The organism is Streptomyces sp. NPDC048353 (assembly GCF_055587165.1).
Window position 1 is genome coordinate 219460 of the sequence record NZ_JBVJGU010000004.1, and the last position, 24943, is coordinate 244402.

Consider the following 24943-nt stretch of genomic DNA (forward strand, 5'->3'; position numbering starts at 1 on the left):
GCCCGCGGCCAGGCGTGACTTTCGAAACACGCCCTAGGCGTCCGTCGTCGTCGTCGCCGCCGACCGCAGCAGGTCCGCCGCGTCCTGCGTCACCGGGTCGCCGTGGCCGCAGCAGAGGACGGCCGGCTCCAGCTCCGCGAGCCGGCGCATCGACGTCCTCGCGCGGTCGCGGTCCACATGGAAGACGCCGAACGTCACCCCCTGCACGGCGGCGACCGTGTCCCCGGTGAACAGCACGCCGTGGCGCGGCAGATGGACCGCGAGCGAGCCGTCGGTGTGCCCCGGCGTGTGCACCACCACGGCCCCGTCCCCGAAGTCGAGCACCTCCCCGCCCTCCAGTTCGCGGTCCACCCGGGTGGGCGGAGCCTCGGGGACGGTCAGGCCGTGCTCGTACAGCGGGAGCTCCCAGTCGAGCAGGTCGGGCTCCGGGACCGGGGCGTCGCCGCGGACCACCGGGGCGTCCAGGCGGTGGGCCAGGATCTCCGCGCCGTACCGCTCCGCCAGTTCCCCGGCCGAGCCCACATGGTCGCGGTGGCAGTGGGTGAGCACGATCCGGCGCAGCCGCGCGGGGTCGAGACCCACCGTCCGTATCGCCGTCTCCATCGCGTCGGCCGCGCCCACCCACCCGGCGTCGATCAGGGTCGACTCGTCGCCGTCCCGCCACAGATATGCCTGGCCGATGGGGAAACGGAGCATGTGCAGCCGCGGGGTGATCTCGATGAGGTCCATACGGCGAACGTACGCATCACGTCCGTCCGCCGTAGGCCGCTACGCTCTCGGCGAGCTTCGCCGAGCGCTGAACACCCGCTCCCCGCCGGCCCCCGGAGCCAGCCGAACCGCCGAACCGCCGGCCCGAGGGGACGGCGGGCCCGCCGACCCCTCGGGCGCCGCGTCCGGCGGATCCTCCGCTCAGACCCGCTTCGAGCGCGCGTAGTTCACCAGGAAGTGCGCCTCCGTCACCGAGAGCCGCTCCAGCTCCTCCGGGGACACCGACTCGTTCACCGCGTGGATCTGCGCCTCCGGCTCGCTCAGGCCGATCAGCAGGATCTCCGCCTTCGGGTAGAGCGCGGCGAGCGTGCTGCAGAGCGGGATCGAGCCGCCCATGCCGGAGGCCTGCATCTCCTCGCCTGGGTAGGCGATCCGCATGGCCTCGGCCATCGAGGTGTACGCCGGGCTCGTCACGTCCGCGCTGAACGGCTGGCCCTGGCCGATCTGCTCGAAGCTCACCCGCGCGTTCCACGGCACTCGCTTCTGGATGTGCGCGAAGAGCAGCTGGGTCGCCTCCGCGGCGTCCTGGCCCGGCGGGACCCGCAGGCTGATCTGGGCGCGGGCGGTCGACGGAATCGACGGCGTCGCACCCGCCACCGGGTGGCAGTCGATGCCGATGACGGTGACCGCCGGGCGAGCCCAGATCCGGTCGGCGACCGTGCCGTTGCCCGGCAGGCCCACCCCGTCCAGGACCCGGGCATCCCTGCGGAACTCCTCCTCCGGGTACTGCAGGCCCTCCCACACGGCGTCGGCCGGCAGACCGTCGATGACCGTGGAGCCGTCCTCGGCGCGCAGCGTGTCCAGGACACGGATCAGCGCGGCCAGCGCGTCGGGCGCGGCACCGCCGAACTGGCCGGAGTGCAGGTTCCCTTCGAGGGTGTCGATCCGGACCCGGATCATCGTCATCCCGCGCAGGGTCGCGGTCACCGTCGGCAGACCGACCCGGAAGTTGCCGGTGTCGCCGATCACGATCGTGTCCGCCGCCAGCAGGTCGGGGTGCGCCTCGGCGTACCGCTCCAGACCGCCCGTGCCCTGCTCCTCCGACCCCTCCACGATCATCTTGACCGTGACCGGCACCCCGCCGTTCGCCTTCAGCGCGCGCAGCGCCAGCAGGTGCATGATGAAGCCGCCCTTGCAGTCGGCCGCGCCCCGTCCGTACCAGCGTCCGTTCCGCTCCGTCAGCTCGAACGGCGGGCTGAGCCACGCCGACTCGTCCAGCTTCGGCTGCACGTCGTAGTGCGCGTAGAGGAGGACGGTCGGGGCGCCGGCCGGGCCGGGCAGCACGCCGTACACCGACTGCGAGCCGTCGGGGGTGTCGAGCAGCTCCACGTCCTGGAACTCCTCGGCGCGCAGCGCGTCGGCCACCCAGGCGGCGGCGGCCTCGCATTCGCTGCGGGGCGCCACGGCCTCGTCCGCGACCGACTCGAAGGCCACCAGCTCCGCGAGCTCCGCGCGGGCACGGGGCATGAGGCCGGCGACGGTCTCGGCGATCGGATTCGCGGTCATGGGCACGCTCCTGGTGGGTGCGACGTTAAGAGTGGCGTTGCCGTTGTCGGGTGTACGGCGAACGTACGGTCGATCCTACGGCGCGGGCCGTCGAGGGCCGCGCCGTAGGATGCGGTACAGAGCAGGGACCACCGGTCGGATCAGGAGCAGAAGCACATCGTGAGCAGCGAGAACGCAGACGCCGGAGCGGCGGAGTCGGAAGCGGCCTTCGCCGCCCCGGAGACGGGGACCGGATCCGAGGCATCCGAGGCCCGTGAGGCCCTTGAGGCGAGTGAGGCCCAGGAGGTCCTTCCGGCCCCCGAGGCGGCGCAGGCCGCTTCCGGCGCCGATGGCGATGCCCACGGCGATGCCCACGGCGAAGGTGACGCCCACGGCGATGCCGGGACCGGCGGGAGTCCGGAGGCAGCGGACCGGGCCGCCGGGGAAGCCGAGGCGGGCGCTCCCGAGGCCGGTGCGGAAGCCGGTGCGGAGACGCTCTTCCCCGAGGGGGCTCCGACCGTCTGGGACGTGATCGTCGTCGGGGCGGGCCCCGCGGGCGCGTCCGCGGCCTACGCCGCGGCGGTCGCCGGCCGCCGGGTCCTGCTCCTGGAGAAGGCGGAACTGCCCCGCTACAAGACCTGCGGCGGCGGCATCATCGGGCCCTCCCGCGACGCGCTCCCGCCGGGCTTCGAACTCCCGCTCCAGGACCGGGTGCACGCCGTCACCTTCTCCCACAACGGACGCTTCGCCCGCACCCGGCGCTCGCGCCGGATGCTCTTCGGCCTCATCAACCGTCCCGAGTTCGACGCCGGCCTGGTCGAGCAGGCGCAGAAGGCGGGCGCCGAGCTGCGCACCGGCGCCACCGTCTCGCGCGTCGAGCAGCACGGACCGGCCGTCCCCGATCGGCGGACCGTCGCCGTGGTCCTCGCCGACGGCGAGACGCTCCTCGCGCGGGCCGTCGTCGGCGCGGACGGCAGCGCCGGCCGGATAGGCGCCCACGTCGGGGTCAAGCTCGACCAGGTGGACCTCGGCCTGGAGGCGGAGATTCCCGTACCGCCGTCGGTGGCCGAGGACTGGAAGGGGCGGGTCCTCATCGACTGGGGGCCGATGCCGGGCAGTTACGGCTGGGTCTTCCCCAAGGGCGACACGCTCACTGTGGGTGTCATCTCGGCACGCGGCGAGGGCGCGGCGACCAAGCGGTACCTGGAGGACTTCATCGCCCGCCTGGGTCTGGCGGGCTTCGAACCGGCGATCTCCTCCGGTCACCTCACGCGCTGCCGCAGCGACGACTCGCCGCTCTCGCGCGGCCGCGTCCTCGTGTGCGGCGACGCGGCGGGCCTCCTGGAGCCGTGGACCCGCGAGGGCATCTCGTTCGCGCTGCGCTCGGGGCGGCTCGCGGGCGAGTGGGCGGTGCGGATCGCCGAGGCGAACGACGCCGTCGACGCGCGCCGCCAGGCGCTGAACTACGCCTTCGCGATCAAGGCCGGCCTCGGCGTGGAGATGGCGGTCGGGCGGCGGATGCTCGCGCTCTTCGAGCGCCGCCCCGGTCTGCTGCACGCGGCGATCACCGGCCTGCGACCGGCGTGGAACGCCTTCACGGACATCACCCGCGGCTCCACCACGCTCGCCGGCCTCGTGCGCTCGAACGGGCTGGCGCGCCGGGCGCTGGACCTCCTGGACCGCCGTATGGCGGCGGCGGGCGGCACGGCGGCGGGCCGGGGCATCGCCCCCGGCTCCGCGGACGGCCCGGACGCGGCGGAGTCCATCGCCGATTCGGTCCCCGAGGACGCCGCCCCGGGCACCCCGGACCCGACGGCTCCCGAAAAGCCCTGATACCGCCGGGACCCCTCGGGTCCCTGACCGGGCCGAGCCCGGGCAGGCTCTGACGGATCGATTCGCCGGCGCTGCGACGACAGCGTCGGCGCTCCCCGGCGAGTTCGCCTTCGGCCGGGTCCACAGATGCTGAGCGAGCGCGAGCAGCAGGCGCAGGAGGCCGTTCGGGCTGCGGCGGACTTGCTGGACCGGGCGGGCGACGGTCCGGAAGATCGTCCTGTCCGTTCCCGGCGAAGGGTACGGCCGGCAGAGCGTCGAGACGGCAAGGTGGTCGCACGGACCCGGGCAACAGGATCGCGGCCGCCGGCGCGTGAACAGCTTGCCCGGTCGTCCGTGCTGGCTACGCCGACCAGTGAACAATGCTGCGAAGTCGGCCGGTACATGCCGCCCCGATGGCGCAGGGCCGACCACAGGTGATGCCCCCAGGCTCGATGAAGGCAAAGCCCCGCGCTGTCTGCCTCAAACCTGATCTGCGGCTGGTCAGGGCGCCTGTGGGGTCCATCGTCGCTGCGGCACGGGGCCCATCGACGGCCTGGATGCCGCGGCCGATACGGGCCCGATTAGGCTCCGATCATGACCAACGATCTCGGTTTCACCTGCTCGTGCTGTGGGGCGCACCACTCGGAGCCGGCGATGAACTACTCGGCCACCGCCCCCTACGTGTGGGACGAGAGCTTCGCTGATCGTTCGGACAGCCTGCTCTCCTCGGATCAGTGCGTGATCCAGGCCCAGTACTACTTCGTCAAAGGTCTGATCGAAATACCGGTCATCGGCAGCGACGACGTGTTCTCATGGGGCGTCTGGGTCTCCCTGAGCCGCGAGAGCTTCGCTCGCGCCGCGGACAGGTGGGACACCCCCGGCCGCGAGGCAGAGGAGCCGTACTTCGGCTGGCTGAGCACCGATCTTTCCCTCTGCTTCCCGAGCACCATCAACTTGAAGACCCACGTTCACACCCGCCCGGTCGGCGAGCGCCCTCTTATCGAGCTGGAACCCACGGACCATCCCCTCGCGGTCGAGCAGCGAACCGGTATCACCCTGGACCGGGTCCGCGAGATCGCCGAGACCGTTCTCCATTCCTCCGCCGACAACGCCTGATCTGAGCTGGAAAGGGAGGACCTCATGAAGCAGCTCTCGGAGATGAGCGAGCGCGAGTACTTCGCCCATGTCGGTCAGAGGCCGGGCATGTTCGTCGGAAGGACAACCTTCCACGTGCTGACGGCGTTCTTACTCGGCTACGACCAGCACGCGATCCGCCACGGCGCCCCTGGACTTGCCGGATGGCATGAGTGGCTCGTCGCTCGACGAGGCAAGGAGTGTCAGCACGCCTGGCCCGGCCAGGTCTTGCACATCGCGCTTCCCGACGGCTGGGCCAATATGTGGGAACTGCCGGAGGAGGACGAGCAGCACGCGATCGCTGTGCTCTTCCAGCTCCTGGACGAGTTCGCCACCGAACGGGAAGTCTCGACAGAGGCTTCCACCGGCCAGGTTGACTGAGACGAAGCCCCGTCCCGGTCTCAGTGCACCTGAGCCACTGCTGGTCACAGAGCTCCGGTGGTTCACCTTCACTGCGGCGGACACCCTCCGCGCGGACGGCGTACTTCCCCGGGAGTAGGCGTGACCACCACGCCCGGCTGACGCCGGGGCGTCCCGTCCGCGTCTAGCGTGGCGGCCATGGACGAACACCGGACACCCGGCCGCGGCGGACCGCCCTCGGCACGCGAGGCGCGGAGCGGGCCGGCCCGGCTGTGGCAGTGGGCGGGGCCCGGGCCCGGCGGCGGACTGCCCTGGCGATCGACACTGCTCCTGGCGGTCTTCGTGACGGTGGGTTCCGGCTTCGCGTCGCAGGGGCAGCCCGACCGGGAGCCGCTGGACGCGCTCGGCCGCGTGCTGCTGCTGGCCGGGGCCGCGCTGCTCCTGCTGCGCAACCGCCACCCGGTCCCGGTCGTCTTCGGCGTGGCGGCGGCCACTCTCGCGTACTTCGCCGCCGGGTACGCCTACGGCCCCGTCTTCCTCACCGTCGCCGTCGCCTGCTACGCCGCGATCGTGCACGGGCACCGGTACGCGGCCTGGGCGGCGCTCGGCGGGCTCTGGCTCGGGAACCTGCTGATCGGCCACTGGCTGTACCGCCACCTCCCGCCCGGCGGGGACCCGGCGGCCCCCTGGGGGCGGGAACTCCCCGTCGCCGCCTTCGTCGTCGCGATCCTCGCCGCCTCCGAACTGGTCAGGGTCCGCCGCGAGCAGTGGGCGCAGCAGCGCGCCGAACGCGCCGCGGCCGAGAAGCGCAGGGCCGACGAGGAACGCCTGCGGATCGCCCGCGAACTGCACGACGTCCTCGCCCACTCGATCTCCGTGATCAACGTCCAGGCCGGGGTCGGCCTCGCCCTCCTCGACAGCGACCCGGAGCAGGCTCGTACGGCGCTCACCACCATCAAGGCGGCGAGCAAGGAGGCGTTGGGGGAGGTACGTCAGGTGCTGGCGACCCTGCGGGCGCCCGGAGAGGCGCCGCGCACGCCGGCGCCCGGGCTCGACCGGCTGCCGGAACTCGTCGAGCAGGCTGCCTCCGCCGGGCTCACCGTGGACGCCGTCACCGAGGGGCAGCCGGTGGCGCTGCCGCCCGGCGCCGATCTCGCGGCCTTCCGGATCGTGCAGGAGGCGCTGACCAACGTGGTCCGGCACTCCGCGTCCCGTACCGCCCGGGTCGTGATCCACTACACCCCCGGCCGTCTGGAACTCCGTATCGACGACGAGGGACCGGCCGCCGCCGCGTCCACCGGAGGCGCGAGCGCCGAGGCGGGCGGCAGCGGCCACGGACTCGCCGGCATGCGGGAGCGTGCCGCGGCGCTCGGTGGCACCATCGAGGCGGGCACCCGGCCGGACGGCGGCTTCCGGGTGCGCGCGGTCCTGCCCGTCCGCCCGAAGGAGACGCCGTGATCCGCGTCCTGCTCGTCGACGACCAGTCGCTGGTACGGGCGGGGTTCCGCGCGCTCCTGGACGCCCAGCCGGACATCGAGGTCGTGGGGGAGGCGGCGGACGGCGAGAAGGCCGTGGCGCTGGTGGGTGAGGCGCGCCCGGACGTCGTCCTCATGGACATCCGGATGCCCCGGCGGGACGGTCTGGCCGCCACCCGTGCGATCACCGGGGACCCCGCCCTCGGCGCGGTCAGGGTGGTCATGCTGACCACCTTCGAGCTGGACGAGTACGTCTTCGAGGCCATCCGCTCCGGCGCCTCGGGCTTCCTCGTCAAGGACACCGAACCGGAGGAGCTGCTGCGGGCCGTGCGCGCGGTGGTGGAGGGGGACGCGCTGCTCTCGCCGGGGGTGACGCGCCGGCTGATCGAGGAGTTCGCGGCCCGTTCCAAGGTCCCGGCGGACGCGCGCGGCCTCGACGGACTCACCGAGCGGGAGCGGGAGGTGATGGCCTTGGTCGGGATCGGCCTCTCGAACGAGGAGATCGCCGGACGGCTGGTCGTCAGCCCGCTGACCGCCAAGACGCATGTGAGCCGGGCGATGGTGAAGCTCGGGGCCCGGGACCGGGCCCAACTGGTCGTCCTCGCCTACGAGTCGGGGCTCGTGCGCCCGGGCTGGCTGGGCTGACCGCCCCGCCCCCGCCGCCCCGCCCCCGCCGCGTCGGTCTACGACCAGGTGATGCCGGAGTTCTTCCGCCACAGCTCGGCGAGGGAGGCGTCGCCGGTCACGGACACGGCGGTGTGCGGGAGCCGGTTCCAGAGCGTGAGGTAGAGCCGGTCGGCGGGCCCGCTGAGCTCGCAGTCCGCCGCTCGCGCCGGGCCCGCCGCCACGCCTGTGCCCGCCATGCCCGCCGTGTCTCCGGGGCCTGCCGGGTGCGCGCCCGAGTAGTCGGTCCGCGGCGGCTCCGGCGACAGGTGCACGGTCCATACGTCACCGGTGTCCGTCGCCCGTACGCGCAGGGTGCGCGGTTCGGCGGTCCGCATCCGGCTGCGGTCGCGGGCGTGGAAGCCGCGCAGCAGCTCGTCGATTCCGTCCGCGGCGGCGGTCGGGTCCACCTGTCCCGGCGCGCCCCCGGGCAGCGCGGATGCGGCGTCGGCGCGGTGGACGGTCGTCTCGTGGGCCTGCCGCCGGGCCCAGAACGCGAGGGGCGAGGGGGCGGGCAGGAACGCCCAGCACTCCAGGGTGTCCGGTGCCTGACGCAGGGCGGCGACGAGCCGGGTGTGCCCCTCGCGGTAGTGGGCGAGCAGGGCGTCGCCGTCGAGATCGGGCTCGCCGCCGTCGGGGTGGTAGGAGGTGTGGCCCTCGGAGACGAAGGCGGCCGCCCAGCGGTGCACCATCGTCGTGTGCCGCAGCAGATCGCGTACCCGCCAGCCCGGGCAGGTCGCGACCTCGGCGTCCATGCCCGCCGCGGCGGCGATCTCGGCGAGGGACCGGCCCTGCGCGTCGAGGGTCTCGATGTGGGCGGCTGTCTTCATGATCTCCATGTGCCGGGATTCTGCCAGCCGACGGGACGGGTAGCGGATGGCCCTCGTCTCCGGCCGCCCGGAGGCCACCCGTCCCGTGGCGCCGGGCGATCCTCGGTCAACTCGGCTCGGGTGCCTTGGCGTTGCGGGCCGCGAAGCCGATCACCGCGGCACCGGCCGCGAGGACCGCTACGGTGGTGAGGGCGACCGGGAGCGAGAACCAGTCGGCGAGGAAGCCGATCGACGGGGGGCCGAGGAGCATGCCGCCGTAGCCGAGGGTGGAGGCGGTGGCGACACCGCTGGGGCCGGCCAGGGCTCCCGCGCGCGCCACGGCGACGGGGAAGATGTTGGCCAGGCCGAGGCCGGTCACGGCGAAGCCGAGGAGCGCGGCCCAGATGGTGGGGGCGAGGGCGCCCAGCAGCATTCCGGCGGCGGCGGTCGTGCCGCCTGCGACCAGGGTCCGGGTCTGGCCGAGGCGTTCGAGCAGGGCGGTGCCGGAGAGCCGGCCGAGGGTCATCGTCAGCGCGAAGAGGGAGTAGCCGGCGGCGGCGATGCCCGGGTGGGCGTCGAGGTCCTGCTCCAAGTGCAGCGCGCCCCAGTCGGCCAGGGCCCCTTCGCCGTACGCCGTGCAGAGCGCGATCACGCCGAACACGATCACGAGCTTGCGCGATCCGTTCCGGCCCTGTGATCCGTCATTTGCCTCGGATCCCTCTCCGCTCCGCGATCCTGCCCGGCCGTGTGATCGGGCGGCCGCGGCCTGGGGGACGGTTTCGGCCTCCGGCGGGGCCGGGGAGGGGTGCCGGAGCAGGACGGGGCCGGCGACGGCGGTGAGCAGCAGGCCGACGGCCGTCAGGGCGAACAGGTGCGTCGCGGGGGACAGGCCGCCGGCGACCAGGCCGCCGAGGCCCGCGCCGAGCATCCCGCCGAGGCTGAACGCGGCGTGGAAGCTGGGCATCACCGGGCGGCGCAGGGCGGCGACGAGGTCGACGGCCGCGCTGTTCATGGCGACGTTGATCCCGCCGTAGGCCGCGCCGAAGACGAGCAGGACAAGACCGAGGGCGAGCGGCGAGCCGGTCAGCGCGGGCAGCGCGATGGAGAGGGAGAGCAGCAGCGCCGTGACGACCGTGACGGCGTGGCTGCCGTAACGCCGGCAGAGGCGCCCGGTCAGCGTCATGGTCACCACGGCCCCGGCGGAGACGCCGAGCAGCGCGAGCCCGAGGTCGCTCGCGCTGGAGCCGGTCTGCTGCTTGATGGCCGGGATGCGGACCACCCAGCCGGCGAAGAGGAATCCGTCGAGGGCGAAGAAGAGGGTCAGGGCGGAGCGGAGGCGGGACAGGGAGTGGGCGGCGGTGTCTCCGCCGGGGCTCCCCGCTGCGGCCGTCCGTACTTTGTTTAGTAGCGGCACAAATGCAGGATAGGGGTCCGGCCGGGTGGTTTTCAACCGGCCTCCCGCCGGAAAACCAGTGGCCGGGATCACGGCGACGACGGGATGATCACCGGATGCCGTACGCCGTGGACCGCCTGCTCGCCGCCCTCGACCCCCTCCCGCACCACCGTCGACTGCGGCACCTGGCGCTCAGCGTCCCCGGCCTCGAAGCCGGCGGCGAGCTGGAGACCGTGCTCGACGAGCTGGACCGGCGAGGCCCGTACGAGCGGCGACTCGCCGCCCTCGCCGCGCTCGTCGGACGGCGCGAGACGTTCCTCGTCGCCCGGCTCACCGACCCCGACCCCGTGGTCGGCGGCTACGCCCTGCGCGCCGCCCGTACGCTCCCGGTCCCGGACGATGCCGTGGAGGCCGCCCACGAGGGCGCGTCGGCCGCGCTGCGCGCCCGCCTGGCCCGGCTCGTGCTCGCCGGCGGCCGCACGGCGCTCGCCGAACGGCTCGTACCGCGCCTACGCGCCACATGGGGCGACGCCGAAGCCGCGCGGCTGCTGCCCGCCTGCTCGGCACCGTTCGTCGCGGCGCTGCTTCCCGAGGTCGCCCACGCCGTCGAGCGGCCGGCCCGGCTGGCGCGGAGCCATCCGGACGCCTTCCTCGACCAGGCCGGGCGCGACCTCGCCGACCTGTACGACCGCTGGGAGCGCGACGGGTGGTGGCAGCGCAACGCCCACGGCCTGGCCGTCCTGGTGTGGCTCCGCCCGGACCGTGTCCTCGACCTGCTGGAGCGGTACGGGCCCGGCACGCTGCCGCACCCGATCTGGCAGCGGGTGGCCGGGCTGTTCGACGCCGACGCCGAACGCACCCTGCGATGGCTCCTCTCCCCGGACCGCGACCACCAGCGGTATCCCCAGCGGCTGTCGCCCGGCGCCGTGCGCGCGCTGGTGAGGGCCGAACCGCCGTCCCTGGGACGGTTCGCCCGCGCGTGGCTACGGCACCCACCGCACCTCGCCGCCCTGCTGAAGGCGATGCCCCTGGGACGCCGGGCCGCCTTCCTGGACTCCCTGAACGGGCGGCAGCCGTCGACCGGCTACGTCCCCGACGACCTGCTCGACGTCCTTCCCCGGGAGCGCCGGTGGGCCGAGGTCAGGCGCTGGCTCGCCGAGGCCGACGCGGAGGGCGGCTACTTCTGGTGGGACGTGCTGGAGACCGCCGCGTACGGGCCCTACGCCGAGGCGCGGCCCCGGATGCTGGACGCCCTCCGGCAACCCGACGCCGAGGACCGGGCCCGGGTGTGGCGGGAGCTGCTCGCCTGCGCCGGCCGGGACGGCGGCCCCGACGCGGTGACCGACGCCCTCGACCTCATGGGCCGGCTGCGCAACGAGCGCGACCCCGTACGCGCCGAAGCCCTGGACGCCCTGGCCGGACTGCCCCCGTCGGTGCTCCACGACCGGCACGTGCCGGGGCTCGACCGCGTCCTACGGGACGCGCTGGACGCCCGCGACGCCTCGGACGCCGGCCGCGGCGCCCTCTGCCGCCTGGCCTTCGGCCTGGTGGTGGCGTACGCGGACACCGACACGGGGAGGGCGGACGGCCGCGGGGGCGCCGGCCCGGCTCCCCGTACGGCCGATGCGGGGCGACAGTCCGGCGGTCCCGGGTCCGTCGACCGTCGGACCGACCGGACGACGGAGCCGGTGGGCGGCGGAAACAGCGGCGGAAACGTGAGCGCGAGCGGAACCGCCTCCGGTACGCCCGCCACGGCGGAGGAACGCCCTTCCGCGCAGGCCGGTGACGGCACGTCCCCCGACCGGCCCGCCCCCGTGTCCGGTCGGCCCGCCCTGGCCGCCTGGGCGCTCGCCGCCCTGCCCCTGATCACCGGCGACACCGGCACGCTGGTGTTCGGCCCCCTCGGCGCCACGCTCCGCAGGGGCCAGGAACACCAGGTCTTCGCCGCGGTGCGGCCGTGGCTGGAGACGGCCGCCGACAAGGGCGACCACGCACCCCTCCTCGGTCTCGCCGCCGCGCTCGGCCGGCGGGCCCACGACATCCCCGGTCTCCAGGATCTCCTGGAGAGCGCCCTCCGCTCCGGGAGCGACGAGGCCGCCGCCACCGCGGCCCGACACTGGCTGGCGGATCCGCGCACGCGCGAGGCGCGAGTGAGCCGAATCCTGGAACGGGAGCCTTCGGCCGCCGTCCTTCCCGCCGTACGGGAGGTGGTGGCCCGACGGCGGACCGACCTGCTCGACGCGCTGCTGGCCGAGGAACCGCCGTACGGACGCTTCCTGCCGCGCGGCGCCGACCGCCCGCTGCCCGACGTGGCGTACGCCGACCGCTGGCTGCCGCGCCAGCAGGAGGCGGCGGCCCGGGTGGCGCGGGCGGCGGTCGCGGACACGTCCCGGCCCCTGAGGGAGCGGGCCGCCGCCCTGCTCGCCGCCGGAGCCCTGCCCGGCGGCCACGGCCGGGAGGTGGTCGACGCGTATCTGGACGCACCGGAGGTGGTGCTCGCGGAGGCCGCCCTCGTCGCCGCCGTCCGACCGGACCGGCCCGCCGAATCGCTGCGGATCCTGCTGGACCACGCGGGCGGCGACCGGGCGCGGGTGGCCGTCCACGCCGTGGGCAAGGCCGCCGCGCACAGCGCGCCGGAACCGCTCGCCGAAGAGCTGGCCGCCGTTCTGGCACCGGGAAGCGACGCCAAGGTCACCAGCCGCAAGGAGGCCGTCCGGCTGGCCGCACGGTTCCTCCCCACGGCCCGGGCCGCCGCGCTGCTGGCCGCCGCGTTCCGCGCCCCCGGCGGGCACCCCGACGTGCGGGCGGTGATCGTCCGGGCCGCACCCGGGCTGCTCGGCGAGCCCGGCACCTGGGAGGTGCTGGAGGAGGCCGCGCGCGACGCGCCCCCGGTGCGGATGGCGCTCGTCGAGACCCTTCCCCGGGCCCTGCCGGCCGCGTACCGCGCGCGGTACGGGCGGCTCGTCGTCGACCTGTCCGCCGCGGACGACCCCGACGTCCGCGCGGCGGCGAACCGGGCCCTTCCGCGATGGGCGGCCTCCACGCCCGACGTGCTCACCGTCCTCCGCGACCGGGTGACCGACCTCGCCGCGGGCGGCGTCTGGCGGACACACTCCACCGCGCTCGCCGACCTCGCCGGCTCCGGTGCGCCGCACCCCGTGGGCGGGGCGGCGGAAGGCGGCCTGCTGCACACCACCGTCACCACGCTCCTCGCCGGGGTCCGCCGCGAGCAGGAGGACGGCTACGAGGACCCGCACGGCCGGGACCTCCCGGCCCGCCGGCGACTCCGGTCGCTGGCGGAATCGCTGCGGGCGGCCACCTCCTCCCGCCACGTGCCGCGTGCGGTGGCCGACCTGCTGGCGGGCGAGCCCGGCCTGGCGGCCGTCCGCGCGCGCCTGCTCGTCTCCCTCGTCGCGTTCGACCAGGACGCCCCCGGGCTCTCCGCGCAGCTGGGCGAGCTGGCCGACACGGTCCGGCACAGCCGGGTGGCCGCCGCCACCGTCGCCCGGAGCCTGGACTCCCGCGCCTCCATGGCCGTCGACGGCCTGGAGGACACCTCGGCCGTACGCACCGCCCTGCTGGGCGCCGCCACGGGCGGCGACACGATCGACGGCCTGCTCGCCGTCGGCGTGGTGTCGGGCATGGGCGCCCGACTGAGCTGGCCCGCGGAGTGGCGTGACCTGCTGCGGACCCTGCGCCGCCACGCGGACCCGGACGTACGCGAGGCGGCGCTGGAGGTGACGGAGTACGAGGAGTGACCCCGGGTCCGGGGGTGGGGGACGGGACGCACTGGTCGCGGGCGGCGGGTCGCTCTGGTCCCGGGAGGTGGCAGCGTACGGCGGGCGGCCTCGGCCAGGGACGGATGGCCTCGGCCAGGGACGGGCGGCGGGCGCCCGCTGGTCCGGGGAGGCGGCGCGGGAGGTGACGGAGTACGGCGGGCTACGCGCACCCGCTGCTCCGTGCGGGCGGATCCGGGCGGCTCCGTCGCCGAGCCGATCGTCCTCGGGAGAGGGCGAGCGAGGGGAGGCCGCCGGCGTCCCGGAGGGCGCCTTGTGCGGTGCGGGCCACCGCCCTGCCGTCCCGTAGGGCGCCCGTGGCGCGCGCCCAAGCTCTCCCCTACGAACCCTTAGCGGGGCGGTCGAGCGAGGTCCGCACCAGGGCCGACGCCAGGGCCGGGAGGTCCTTGCCCGGAACCAGCTCCGCCAGGGCCGCACGGTCGGCGGGAAGGCCGGCCCGGCGGGCGCCTTCCAGAGCGCGCTCGTCCAGATAGGGGCCGACGTCCGGCCACACCCCCTGCACCTCCCGCAGGAAGATGTCCGCGCCCGCCGGACCGATCCCCGGCATCTCGCGCAGCGCCGCTCCCAGCGCGTCCACGTCCCCGTCCGCCGCGGCCCGCATCCGGCGCAGATCGCCGCCGTACTTCTCCAGGAGCAGCTCGGCCTCCTCGCCGAGCTGTGTCGCGGTCCGCTCGTCGTACCGCCGGTAGCCGCCCTCGCCGAGGGCGTCCACCCGCTCCTGCCAGCTCGCGTCGCGCATCGCCCGCGGGCTGCGCATCCCCGCCTCGAACAGGGCCCGGGCCGCCGCCACCGCCGTGGCCGCCCGGATCCTGGCGCTCAGCAGATGAGCCAGCACGAGCAGTTGGTACAGCGGCTGCGGCGTGTCCTTCAGTCGGATTCCGGCCTCTTCGGCGTACGTCCGCCCGGCCTCGTCCGCCACCAGCGCCCGCGCCCGCGCACTCGCCTCGGAGCGTGCCATGACACCTCCCGCGCACCTCGTGTTTCCGCCGCGCCGCTACCCCCTCGGCCCCCGCCGAAACCGGGGCTCTCCCCGATCATGGGAGACTCGCCCCCATGAACGGCAAGGCGACGACGACCAAGACACGTCTGGACAGGGGGCGCGGAGCGCTCGGACCCGCACTCGAACTGGTGCACACGGGCCGCGCGCCCACCCGCGCCGTCCTCACCGCCGAGCTGGGCGTCACCCGCGCCACCGCCGGAGCCGTCGCCGCCGAGCTGGAGGCACTGGGGCTCATCCGGGTCGACTCGAACCCCGGCGCGGCCGCCGGTTCCCAGGGCCGCCCCTCGCACCGCCTCGCCGTCGCCGACCAGGGCCCCGTCGCCCTCGCCGCCCAGGTCCACTCCGACGGCTTCCGGGCCGCGCTGGTCGCCCTCGGCGGCACCATCGTCGCCACCGCCCCCGGCTGTGTCACCGTCTCCGCCGACCCCGCCCAGGTGCTCGGCGCCGTCGTCGACGCGGGCGCCGCGCTCCTCCGCGAGACCGGCCGGCGCTGCGTGGGGGCCGGGCTTGCCGCGCCCTCCGCCGTCGCCGAACCGGAGGGTACGGCGCTCAACCCGCTCCACCTCGCCTGGCCGGCCGGCGCTCCGGTACGGGAGATCTTCGCCGAACGCGTCCGCGCCGCCGGCATCGAGGGCCCCGCCTTCACCGGCAACGACGTCAACCTCGCCGCCCTCGCCGAGCACCGCCACGGCGCCGGGCGGGGCGCCAAGGACCTGCTGTGCGTGGCCACCGGTCACCGGGGCGTCGGCGGCGCCCTCGTCCTGGACGGCCGGTTGCACACGGGCAGCTCCGGCCTGGCCCTCGAAGTCGGCCACCTCACCGTCAACCCCGAGGGCCGCCCCTGCCACTGCGGCAGCCGGGGCTGCCTGGACGTCGAGACCGACCCGCTCGCCTTCCTCACGGTCGCCGGTCGCGCGCCCGGGCCGGAGGTGTCGCTGCTTCAACAGGCGCGCGACCTGCTGCGTACCAGGCCGGACGACCCGGGGGTTCGGGCCGCGACCGAGGAGCTGATCGACCGTCTGGGGCTCGGCCTGGCCGGGCTGGTGAACATCCTCAACCCCGACCGGATCATCCTCGGCGGCCTGCACCGCGAGCTGCTCGACGCCGACCCCAACCGGCTCCGTGCGGTCGTCGCGGACCGCAGCCTGTGGGGGCGCAGCGGCGGCGTGCCGATCCTGCCGTGCACGCTGGACCACAACAGCCTGGTCGGCGCGGCGGAGCTGGCCTGGCAGCCGGTCCTCGACGACCCGCTGGCCGCCCTCGGCCGACCGGTGGCCTAGAGGGCGGCGTCCTACGCCCCGGTCTGCCGGGCACGCGGATCCCGAAGCCCGCGCCGCCCCGACCGGGGGTGCGTGCGCCCGGGGTCTCGTGCGGCCCGTGCCCCGGCGCTCCGCCGCGGACGGAAATGGAGGGGCGGACCCCCGGTCCGCGCACTAACCTCCCCGCCATGACCGCGAATGATCTTCCGCCCCGTCTCGGCGACCTCACCTTCCACGGCCCGCTCTCCGAGGCCCGGGCGACCCGCCTCATCGAGCGGCTCGCGGCCCCCGCGCCCGCCACCGTCCTCGACATCGGCTGCGGCTGGGGCGAACTCCTGATGCGCGTCCTGGAAGCCGCGCCCGGCGCCACCGGTGTCGGACTCGACATCAACGGGGAGGACCTGGCCAGGGGCCGTGTCCTCGCCGGGGAACGCGGACTCGCCGACCGGGTGGAGTTCGTCGAGGAGTCGGCGCTCGGCACCACGCGCGGGCCCGTCGACGCGATCCTGTGCCTCGGTTCGAGCCAGGCCCTCTGCGACCCCGACCAGCCGCACGACCCGGCCGCGGCCTTGCGTGAACTGCGACGCCTGGTCACGCCGGGCGGGCGGGTCGTGCTCGGCGAGGGCTTCTGGGAGCGTACGCCGACGGCGGAGCAGCTCGCCGGGATGTGGCCGGACGCGCGGACCGACGACCACCTGTCGCTCGGCGGGCTGGTGGACCTGGCGATCGAGGCGGGCTTCCGGCCCGCCTGGATCGAGACGGCGAGCCGCGAGGAGTGGGAGGAGTTCGAGTCGGGCTACCGCCACGCCACCGAACTCTGGCTGGCCGCCCACCCGGACCACCCCCTCGCCGCCGAGGCCCGCACCCGCGTGGACCGCCAGCGCTCGGCCTGGCTGAACGGCTACCGCGAGGTCCTCGGCATCGCGTACCTGACCCTCGTCCCGGTCGCCTAGGGGGTGTCTTGTCGATCAAGCCGGATCGACAAGACACCCCCTAGGGCGCGTTCGGAACGTAGCCCGGTCCGCCCGAAGACCGAACTGGGCCCGCGCGGCCCGTCGCCGTCACGAGGTCATGGCTTCCAGCTGCCGGCGCGTGGCCGGACCGTAGACCCCGGGGGCGTCGTCGACGATGCCGTGGTCCGCCTGGAAGCGCTGCACCGCGTCGTACAGATGGCGGTTGAAGTGATCCCGTTGCGGAAAGGGCCACCGGCCCAACCGGCCGAGCCGACCCTGCAGTTCGGCGACCTCGGGTCCCCGGTCGTGCCGGCGCAGCGTCGGCCCCTCGGTGGGGGTCGCCGGTGCGGGGGTCGTCGCCGTGGCCGCCGGGCTGCCCTGGGCGGGTCCGGGAAGCGGTGTGCGGCTCGTGCCCGGGGAGGTGCCGGGAAGCGAGGGCGAAGCCGAAGTGGACGTGCCGGCGCCGGCGCGTGCGTTCGCCGATGTGGTCGGTTCGGGGCCGGTGGGGGACGCGCTGCTCCGGTCCGGTGAGGGTGATGCGGTCCCGTCTTCCTCCCCGTCCACCACTTCGAGCCGGCTCGCGGGCGGGTTCCCCGTCATCTCGACGGTGTCGGAGCCCCGGGTGAACGCGTACGCCCCCACGATCGCGGCGGAGCCGGCCAGGGCGGCCAGCGCGGCGGTGAGGGGGAGGGCCCGGCGCCGCTTCCGGGGGCCGGCCGCTGCGCGGTGTGACGCCCTGGTCCCGGCCGTGCGCGGCACGGGACGGTCCGGGTCGGCCGGCCGGGGAGTGTCGTCCGTGATCCGGGACGTCACCCAGGTTGCGGTCGTAGCGGCCGGAGCGTCGACCGGCACGGGTTCGTGGAGACCGACGTACGGCCGGATCCACTCCTGGCCGAACTCCCCGACGGTGCCCTCGCCCTGGCGCGTCACGGCCGCGTCGCGTGCGGAGGCGCAGACACACGGAGGGCGGCCACCGCACTGCGGGCAGGGATGCGTGCTCACTGAACTCCTGTCGGCTGTTCCAGGACACGCTTCACGCGCTGCCTTCGCGCGACGCGCGCGGGCCGGGAGACGCGGGACTCCGCATCGGGCCCCGCACCACCCGCACCGCAAGGGTGCGGGCCGGGTGGCGTGTTCCGCGTGGAGGGTGAGAATACCTGTGTGATCGTGTGGCAAACCAGCGAAGTCGCGGCGTACTTGGTAACGATCTGCTAAGCGGCCCGCCGTCAGTCGCCCCGTGCGGGCGGTGAAGCGGGGCGCGTCGCGCGGATCAGCCACAGGGTGGCCGCGAGGCAGAGGGCCGAGACGAAGCCCAGCAGGAGCGGCACCGCGCGGACGCCCGACCACTCGATGGCCTTGCCGAGGACGGGCCCGGCGGCGACGCCGCCCACCATGGACGCGGCGATCACCAGCGCGCCGGCCCTCGCGGCCTGGGGCGCCGCCCGGTTCAGCCACGGCAACGCCGTGGGGAAGATCGGGGCGATGAAGAGACCGACTCCCGCGTAGGCGTAGGGAGCCGCACCCGGGATCGCGGCGAGCAGCAGGCAGAGGGTCATCCCGGCACAGGAGACGGTGATGATCGTCTGTGCGGAGACCTTCAGGGCCAGTGGCGCCACGAGGAAACGCCCCACCGTCATCATCAGCCAGTACACCGAGGTGGCGGTGGCGGCGAATCCGGCGCTGTAGCCGACGGTCTCCAGATGGGTGGGCTCCCAGCCGCCCACTCCCGCTTCGATGCCCACGTGCAGGACGTACAGCGCGACGAACACGGTCAGGAGCGTGACCAGGCTGCGGGTGCGGACCGCCGTGCGCGGCGACGCCGCGGAGGGCGCCTCCGGGGGCGGTGGCGTGTCGCGGACCCCCTTCAGACACAGCAGCAACGGCAGGTTGAGGACGGCGAAGACGAGGAAGACGGCGGGGTACCGGTCCGCGCCCGCGGCGGCGATCACGGCCGGGCCGAGGATCGCGCCGACGCCGAAATGCGCGTTGAGGATGTTCAGCATGGCCGTCGACCGGTGGCCGAAGCCGGTGGCGAAGAGCTGGTTCAGTCCGTAGTCCACGCCGCCGAAACCGAGCCCCGCCAGGAGCGCGGCCACGAGGGCGAAGGGCCAGTCGGGGGCGAGGGCGAAGCCGACCGCGCCCAGGCCCATGAGGAGGTAGGAGCCGCCCAGGAGGGCCCGGTTGCCGATGCGGCCGTAGAGGCGGTCGAAGACCAGGACGCCCGCGACGCCGCCGACGAAGTGGGCGCTCAGCCCCAGACCGGCGGCGGACGGCGAGAGGGCGTACTCGTCACGGAAGGCCGGGATGGCCGGACCGTACAGGGCCTGCAGGGCGCCGATCAGGACGAAGCCCAGGCAGGAGGCGACGACCGCCGCACCGGTGAAGGCGCGGGGGCCGCCGTCGGCCGGGCTCGTGGACGGGCCGGCGTGTGTGGCGCTGTCGGTCACGCGGACTCCAGGTGTCGGCGCACGATTTCGTGGGCGAAGGCCATGATCGTTCCCTGGGGGCTGATGCCGGTCGCCCCGGGCAGCACACCGGCGTCGCACACGTGCAGATGGGCGAAGCCGTGCGGACGGCCGTGGTCATCGCAGACGCCGCCGCGTTCCGGACGGGCCATGCGGCAGCCGGCCATGCCGTGGACGGACACCAGCTCCCAGTCGGCGGGGCGCACCCGTTCCGCGTACGCCTCGACGTCGTCCCCGGTGCGCAGGACGCCGGCGGCGCCGGTGGGCGGGACCAGCTCGGTGGCCCCGGCCGCCAGGAGCAGGCGGGCGGTGCGGCGGAACGCGAGCCGCAGCGCGTGGTGGTCGGCCTTCGTCATCCGGTGCCGGAGGAACGTCATGCCGCCGGCGCCCGTGGACATCGCCACCGTGCCCTGCAGACGTACCTGTGTGGTGTACGTGGCCAGGTGGGCCTGTGCGTCGAGATAGGCGCCGACCGTACGGGGGTCCCGGCCGGCGAGCGCGGCGCCGAGGCTTCCCGCCGTCTGGTTGGAGGGCATGATCAGGATGCCCAGGTCGGAGAACTCCTGGACCTGCGCGGTGAAGATCGTGCCCTTGTGGGAGTCGACCGGCTCCGGGAACCGGGCGATGGTGCGCAGGTTGACGTGCAGGGCCATGTCCCGCCCGGCCCGCCGTCGGTGGATGCCGCTGCGGCGGAGCAGCGCGGGTGAGCCGGTGGCGCCCGCGGCGAGGAAGACCGTACGGGGCCGGTAGCGCAGGCGCTGTCCGTCCGGTCCGGTCGCCTCGACGGTCCGCACCACGCCGCGTTCGTGGACGAGACGGTCCACGCGCGTGTGGGGGCGGACGACGGCGCCCAGCGCCTGCGCGCGCGGGAGGTAGGACTCGGCCATGCTCTGCTTCGCCCCACTGGGGCAACCGGTCGCGCACTGGTTGCGGTGCAGGCATCCGGTCACGACCCGCTGGGGGTGCTGCCAGCGCCATCCCTCGGACGACGCGGCCTCGGCCAGGAGACGGGAGTCGGCGTTGCCGTCCCCGTGCTCCTGGACGGTCATGCCCAACCGGCCGCTGATCTCCGCGAAGTGCCCGCCCAGGGACGGCGCGCGGTACCCCCCGTAACCGGACCATGCGGCCCAGCGGTCGAGCAGGGCCGCCGAAGGCTCCCAGAACAGACCGCCGTTGACGACCGTGGTCCCGCCGACGCAGCGCCCCTCCGCGAAGGCGATCGGCGGTGCTCCGAAGACGGGGGTGGCTCCGCCGTTGCGGTACAGGCGCCGCATGGAAGCGGCCGGGGACGTGGCGGCCAGCTCCCGGGTGGTGACGCGCGGCCCTTCTTCGAGGACCGTCACCGACCGTCCGGCCAGGGCCAGTTCGAGCGCGGCGACGCTTCCTCCGGCGCCGGATCCGATCACCAGCGCGTCGCAGGCGATCTCGGTCACGGCCTCGGGGCGGGAGAACGGCTTGGTCACGGCGTGTCCCCCGTCCGCTGGAGGGGAACGCCGCCGTCGAGGGCGCCGTACAGCGCGAGAGCGGTGGTCGCTCGCAGGATCTGGGCGTATCCGGGGGTGCGTCGCAGGCGTGTCATGCCCTGGCGGACGACGTCCGGTGGCGCGTCCTGGGGCCGTCGGCGCGTGACGGCGTAGAAGGCGAAGGGGAACGCGCGCAGGGCCAGGGCCACCGCGTGCCGGTAGGCGGCCGGCATCCGGGCCAGGGTGTGGCGGGTGTGCAGGACCGCGAGGGCGCGCGCCTGCTCCGGCCGCAGCACGTCGTACTCCGCGGCCCAGCAGGCGGGCAGGCCGGAGGCGGTCAGGACGTCGGTGGGGCTCACGTGCCGACCTTCTCCTTGAGCAGTGCGGCGACCAGTCGGGTCGCCCCTTGGCCGAGCACGTCGTCGAGGGCCCGGAGGAACATGTCCGCCTCGTCGTCGGCGGTCACCAGCGGCGGGGACACGACCAGGGCGATGGAACGGTTGGACCCGAAGAAGGTCAGGATGTCGTGATCGCGGTAGAGGGCGCCGACGACGGCGCCCGTCAGCAGCTTCTCCATCACCTGCGGGTCCCGGGCCAGGGAGGTGGGCAGGGCGGAACGCAGCCGGTCGGGGATCGTGAGACCGGGATCGAGGAAGACGCCGTGCAGGGCGCCCAGGCCGTTGACTCGCTGCACCAGCTTGGGGTGGCGCGTGGCGATGTCCCGCAGGCCCGTGCCCAGTCGCCGTCCCAGGGCGCGGGCGCGGCCGGGAAAGTCCTCCTCCACGGCGACGTTGACGGCCTCCAGCGCGGTGGCCGTCTCCTCGCCGAATCCGTAGTACGTGGTGCTGTGCAGGGTGGCGTCGGAGAGGTTGTCGTAGGCGGCCCGGAAGATCGGCTCCCGGGTGATGTAGCCCGAGATGGAGGCCTTGCCGCCGCCGAAGGACTTCGACGTGGTCACGATGTCGGGGACGAGGCCGGGGTGGTGCATGAAGTGGAAGAGCTCCCCGGTCTTGCCCCACCCGGTGTAGACCTCGTCGAAGACGAGCACGATGTCGCGCTCGGTGCACAGCCGCCGCACCTCGTGGAGGAACTTCGGCGAGCACGCGCGCAGGCTGGAGGCGCTGAACGGCTCGATGACCACCGCGTAGACGTCGGAGTCCCCGTCGCTGCCGGTGTGCCGCTCCAGGGCGAGCCGGAAGGACTTCAGGTCGTCGTAGCGGAAGGAGTCGGCGCCGGGGATCCGCGGGTAGGGGAAGTGGATCTCGGGGGAGGCGGTGAGCGTGCCCGCGCCCAGGAGCTTGCCGTGGAAGGAGATGTCGGTGTGCAGGATCGTGCCCCGCCGGCCGCGGTGGTACTTGTACGCCAGCTTCACGGCCCCTTCGACCGCCTCCGCCCCGGAGTTGGGGAAGTAGCTGACATCGAGGTCGCCCGGGAGCAGCTCGGCCAGGTTGTGGCTGAGGGCAGCGACATACGGCGAGAGGTAGTTCTTGTGCACCTCCATCCGGCGGGCGTCCTGGAAGCGGCGTCGGGCGGCGAGGACACGGGGGTGGTTGTGGCCGTGGTTGAGCACGCCCACCCCGCCGGTGAAGTCCAGGACGCGGCGTCCGTCCCGGAGGTGGATCCACGCGCCCTGGGCGTGGTCGACGAGGTCGCGCCCGAAGCCGAAGGAGCCGATGAGGGAGACCTGGCTGCGGCTGACGTACCTGCGGTACATGTCGTGCACCTGTTCGGTGGTCATGCTGTCGCAGTCGTCCAGCGTGAGGAGTTCAGACATCGGCGCTCCGGGAGGCGTCGGAAGGGGAAGGGACGAGCGACGCGGCGCGGTCGCCGATGAGCTGCCCGGCCCTGCGCCCGTCGCGGACGGCGTAGTTGGTGCCCCGGTCCTCGGGGAAGACCTGGGCCATGCCCGCGAGATAGAGGCCGGGAACAGCCGATTCCACCGACGGCATCACGCGGCTGTAGTGGGGTGTGATCACCGGCTGGGCGTACGCGGCACGCCAGACGTGGTAGCGCTGGACCCACTCGCGGCGGAAGTCCGGGAACATGCGCTGGATGTACGGCAGGCTGTGGTCGAAGACCTCTTCGTCGCTCATGCGGTACAGCTCGGCGTCGGTCGGCAGGTACTTCGACAGGTAGACGACGTGCCTGCCCTCGTAGCGTTCGGGCCGGTCGAGATTGGTGTGCTCGATGACGCCCACGTAGGGGAAGTCGGGGTCGTTGACGTTCAGCCAGTACGTGTCGGACAGCCTCCGGTCGTTCTCCAGCACCAGGCAGACGTTGCCGAGGTAGTCCACGGCGTCCCAGGCACGGCGGGTCTCCGGCACGGCCGGGTGCTCCGCCCCGTCGTGCCGGAGCAGACCCGCCGCGATCTGCGGCGCCGCGGTGACGAGGACCTGCCGGGCGGGGTGGAAGCCCTGGGCGGTGGCGACGCCCGTGACCCCCCGCTCGTCCGCGTGGACGGCCTCGACGGCCTGTCCGGTGACGACCTCCACGCCCAGCAGTTCGAGCCGCTCGTGCAGTGCGGTCAGCAGGGCCTCGCAGCCGCCCTTGATGTAATAGAGCGTCTCGCGGCCGGACTTGGTGCGGCTGCCGCCGCGCAGGTGGAGCTTGGTCCACATCCAGGTGGCGCCGACCTGGTCGGCGTACCTGCCGAACTTCCCCTCCAGCAACGGGCGCCAGACCACGTCGTACACCCGACGTCCGCCGAGGGAGATCAGCCACTCACGGGCGGTCCGCGCCTCCAGCTCGCGCCAGTGGCGGACGCGCCGGGCGCGCAGCGCGAGGAGGCCGAGGCGGAGCCGGTCCGCGAGGGGCAGCGGGGCGAACCGCAGAAGGTCCAGCGGGGCCGAGAGGCGGTAGACCGAGTTGGCGAAGTAGACGCCGGTGCGGGTCTCGTGCGCCTCGACGAGGTGGGAGATGTCCAACTGCTCGCACAGGCGGAGCATCTCGCTGTCCGAGGCGAACCAGTGGTGGTAGAAGCGTTCCAGCCTGGTGGTGCCGACGGCGAAGCTCGCGGCCAGGCCCCCGATGGAGTCCTCGCTCTCGATGATGCGGCAGCGCATGCCAAGCGCGGCCAGTTCCAGAGCCGCCGACAGGCCGGTGAAGCCCGCGCCGACGATGACGACGTCCACGGGGGCCGGCGAGGGGTCGCCGGGCTGTTCCGTACGGGTGTTCATCGTGCGCAGCCCTCCACGACTGGGACCGGGTAGGAAGTACGGGCGAACTGTTCCTCGATGACGTAGTCGGGACGGTTCTGCACCTGCCGGAGCACGGCGTGCAGGTACTCGCCGAGCACCCCGAGGGCGAGCGCCTGGGCGGCGAAACCGCAGGAACGCGTCAGCGGTCCCGGATCCCGGCGGACGGAGGACAGGGCGAGGCCGCCGGCGAGGGCGGAGACACCCGCGTAACTGGTCATCCGCAGCGGTGCGACGGAGCCCGCGAGCATGCCGCGCCGGGACAGGGCGAGCATCTTGCGGAGGGTGTACTTCGACTCCCCGGCGAACCGGGGGTCCCGGTCGTACGAGATGCTCGTCTCCGGGTGGCCGAACCAGCTGATGGCGCCGCGCAGGAACAGGTTCCTGTCGTCGAGGTCGGCCAGGCCGCGCACCACCGCGCGGTCCAGCAGGCGGAAGTCGCCCGTGTCGAGGGCGAGCGGGTGGTCCGACACCGCGTTGAGGAGCCGGTAGAAGGCGTAGGCGCTGGCCTTCTTGAAGGTCGTCTCGCCCGCGCGCCGACGGCGCCTGGCGGAGACCACCGCCCACCCCTCCCGCCAGAGGTCGACCATCTCCGGTATGAGTTCGGGCGGGTCCTGCAGGTCCGCGTCGATGACGACCACCGCGTCGCCACCGGCGGACCGCAGGCCTGCGAGGCACGCCGACTGGTGCCCGAAGTTCCGGCTCAGCCTGATCGCGCGGACACGCTCGTCTTGCCGTGCGAGCGACAGCAGGGTCTTCCAGGTGTCGTCCGCGCTGCCGTCGTCGACATAGACGATCTCGGTGCGGCGGACGTCGAGTGTGCGCAGCGCGGCGTTCAGCCGTGCGTGCGTGTGCGGAAGCACGTCGGCTTCGTTGAAGCAGGGGACGACGATGCTGATCATCGGGTCATCGA

At 74.2% G+C, this 24943-nt stretch carries 20 protein-coding genes; 8 read left to right on the forward strand and 12 right to left on the reverse strand.

The features are described 5' to 3' along the window. Positions 1–33 precede the first annotated feature (33 nt). Together ACZ6RC_RS16210 and ACZ6RC_RS16215 are read right to left on the reverse strand one after the other, a co-directional pair. Complete coding sequence (locus tag ACZ6RC_RS16210; RefSeq protein ID WP_469583280.1) at positions 34–729, reverse strand: MBL fold metallo-hydrolase; 696 nt, start codon at positions 727–729, stop codon at positions 34–36. A 180-nt stretch (positions 730–909) separates the two neighbouring features. Then, complete coding sequence (locus ACZ6RC_RS16215) at positions 910–2274, reverse strand: dipeptidase (RefSeq protein WP_391138009.1); 1365 nt, start codon at positions 2272–2274, stop codon at positions 910–912. Between the two features lie 507 nt (positions 2275–2781). On the opposite strand from ACZ6RC_RS16215, the gene ACZ6RC_RS16220 reads away from it, so the two are divergent. The 5 genes from ACZ6RC_RS16220 (at position 2782) to ACZ6RC_RS16240 (ending at position 7679) form a co-directional block, all read left to right on the forward strand. Next, positions 2782–4086: a geranylgeranyl reductase family protein gene (locus tag ACZ6RC_RS16220; protein ID WP_469584324.1), complete on the forward strand. Its 1305-nt coding sequence runs from the start codon at positions 2782–2784 to the stop codon at positions 4084–4086. A 633-nt stretch (positions 4087–4719) separates the two neighbouring features. After that, a complete protein-coding gene (locus tag ACZ6RC_RS16225; RefSeq protein ID WP_469584327.1) occupies positions 4720–5181 on the forward strand; it encodes a DUF2199 domain-containing protein in 462 nt (153 codons plus the stop codon). Positions 5182–5205: 24 nt separating this feature from the next. After that, the gene (locus tag ACZ6RC_RS16230) at positions 5206–5580 is read left to right on the forward strand and encodes a hypothetical protein (protein WP_469583283.1); all 375 of its coding nucleotides are present in this window, start codon (positions 5206–5208) and stop codon (positions 5578–5580) included. A 177-nt stretch (positions 5581–5757) separates the two neighbouring features. Continuing rightward, on the forward strand, positions 5758–7017 hold the full coding sequence (locus ACZ6RC_RS16235; RefSeq protein WP_469583286.1) for a sensor histidine kinase: 1260 nt from the start codon (positions 5758–5760) through the stop codon (positions 7015–7017). Then, the gene (locus tag ACZ6RC_RS16240) at positions 7014–7679 is read left to right on the forward strand and encodes a response regulator (protein WP_469583289.1); all 666 of its coding nucleotides are present in this window, start codon (positions 7014–7016) and stop codon (positions 7677–7679) included. Before ACZ6RC_RS16235 ends, ACZ6RC_RS16240 begins: the two co-directional genes overlap by 4 nt. Positions 7680–7717: 38 nt before the next feature. On the opposite strand, the gene ACZ6RC_RS16245 is transcribed toward ACZ6RC_RS16240, so the two are convergent. Both ACZ6RC_RS16245 and ACZ6RC_RS16250 read right to left on the reverse strand, forming a co-directional pair. After that, a complete protein-coding gene (locus tag ACZ6RC_RS16245) occupies positions 7718–8527 on the reverse strand; it encodes a maleylpyruvate isomerase family mycothiol-dependent enzyme (protein WP_469584330.1) in 810 nt (269 codons plus the stop codon). Positions 8528–8633: 106 nt separating this feature from the next. Next, entirely contained in the window at positions 8634–9920 is a 1287-nt protein-coding gene (locus tag ACZ6RC_RS16250) for an MFS transporter (protein WP_469583292.1), read from the reverse strand. Positions 9921–10015: 95 nt separating this feature from the next. Between ACZ6RC_RS16250 and ACZ6RC_RS16255 the strand changes: the two genes are divergently transcribed. Further along, positions 10016–13657 (forward strand): hypothetical protein, encoded by a 3642-nt coding sequence (locus tag ACZ6RC_RS16255; RefSeq protein WP_469583294.1) that lies wholly within the window; start codon positions 10016–10018, stop codon positions 13655–13657. 358 nt (positions 13658–14015) lie between these two features. Here the strand turns inward: ACZ6RC_RS16255 and ACZ6RC_RS16260 are convergent, their stop codons facing one another. Beyond that, on the reverse strand, positions 14016–14654 hold the full coding sequence (locus ACZ6RC_RS16260) for an endonuclease (protein ID WP_469583296.1): 639 nt from the start codon (positions 14652–14654) through the stop codon (positions 14016–14018). Positions 14655–14749: 95 nt separating this feature from the next. On the opposite strand from ACZ6RC_RS16260, the gene ACZ6RC_RS16265 reads away from it, so the two are divergent. Further along, positions 14750–15976 (forward strand): ROK family protein, encoded by a 1227-nt coding sequence (locus ACZ6RC_RS16265; RefSeq protein WP_391137989.1) that lies wholly within the window; start codon positions 14750–14752, stop codon positions 15974–15976. Between the two features lie 167 nt (positions 15977–16143). Next, positions 16144–16908 carry an SAM-dependent methyltransferase gene (locus ACZ6RC_RS16270; RefSeq protein ID WP_469583300.1) on the forward strand — a complete coding sequence of 255 codons (765 nt, stop codon included), beginning with the start codon at positions 16144–16146 and terminating at the stop codon, positions 16906–16908. 108 nt (positions 16909–17016) lie between these two features. Here the strand turns inward: ACZ6RC_RS16270 and ACZ6RC_RS16275 are convergent, their stop codons facing one another. From ACZ6RC_RS16275 to ACZ6RC_RS16305, 7 genes are all read right to left on the reverse strand, one after another. Beyond that, positions 17017–17838 carry a peptidoglycan-binding domain-containing protein gene (locus ACZ6RC_RS16275; protein WP_469583302.1) on the reverse strand — a complete coding sequence of 274 codons (822 nt, stop codon included), beginning with the start codon at positions 17836–17838 and terminating at the stop codon, positions 17017–17019. Positions 17839–18134: 296 nt separating this feature from the next. Beyond that, complete coding sequence (locus tag ACZ6RC_RS16280) at positions 18135–19355, reverse strand: MFS transporter (protein ID WP_469583305.1); 1221 nt, start codon at positions 19353–19355, stop codon at positions 18135–18137. Then, positions 19352–20836, reverse strand: a complete 1485-nt coding sequence (locus ACZ6RC_RS16285) for an FAD-dependent oxidoreductase (protein WP_469583307.1) — start codon at positions 20834–20836, stop codon at positions 19352–19354. The genes ACZ6RC_RS16280 and ACZ6RC_RS16285 overlap by 4 nt, the downstream gene beginning before the upstream one ends. Continuing rightward, a complete protein-coding gene (locus ACZ6RC_RS16290; RefSeq protein WP_469583310.1) occupies positions 20833–21195 on the reverse strand; it encodes a hypothetical protein in 363 nt (120 codons plus the stop codon). Before ACZ6RC_RS16290 ends, ACZ6RC_RS16285 begins: the two co-directional genes overlap by 4 nt. Continuing rightward, the gene (locus ACZ6RC_RS16295) at positions 21192–22610 is read right to left on the reverse strand and encodes an aspartate aminotransferase family protein (RefSeq protein WP_469583313.1); all 1419 of its coding nucleotides are present in this window, start codon (positions 22608–22610) and stop codon (positions 21192–21194) included. The genes ACZ6RC_RS16290 and ACZ6RC_RS16295 overlap by 4 nt, the downstream gene beginning before the upstream one ends. Beyond that, positions 22603–24012 carry an NAD(P)/FAD-dependent oxidoreductase gene (locus ACZ6RC_RS16300; protein WP_469583317.1) on the reverse strand — a complete coding sequence of 470 codons (1410 nt, stop codon included), beginning with the start codon at positions 24010–24012 and terminating at the stop codon, positions 22603–22605. The genes ACZ6RC_RS16295 and ACZ6RC_RS16300 overlap by 8 nt, the downstream gene beginning before the upstream one ends. Then, positions 24009–24932, reverse strand: coding sequence for a glycosyltransferase family 2 protein (locus ACZ6RC_RS16305; RefSeq protein WP_469583319.1), 924 nt, complete (start codon positions 24930–24932; stop codon positions 24009–24011). Before ACZ6RC_RS16305 ends, ACZ6RC_RS16300 begins: the two co-directional genes overlap by 4 nt. Positions 24933–24943: the final 11 nt, after the last annotated feature.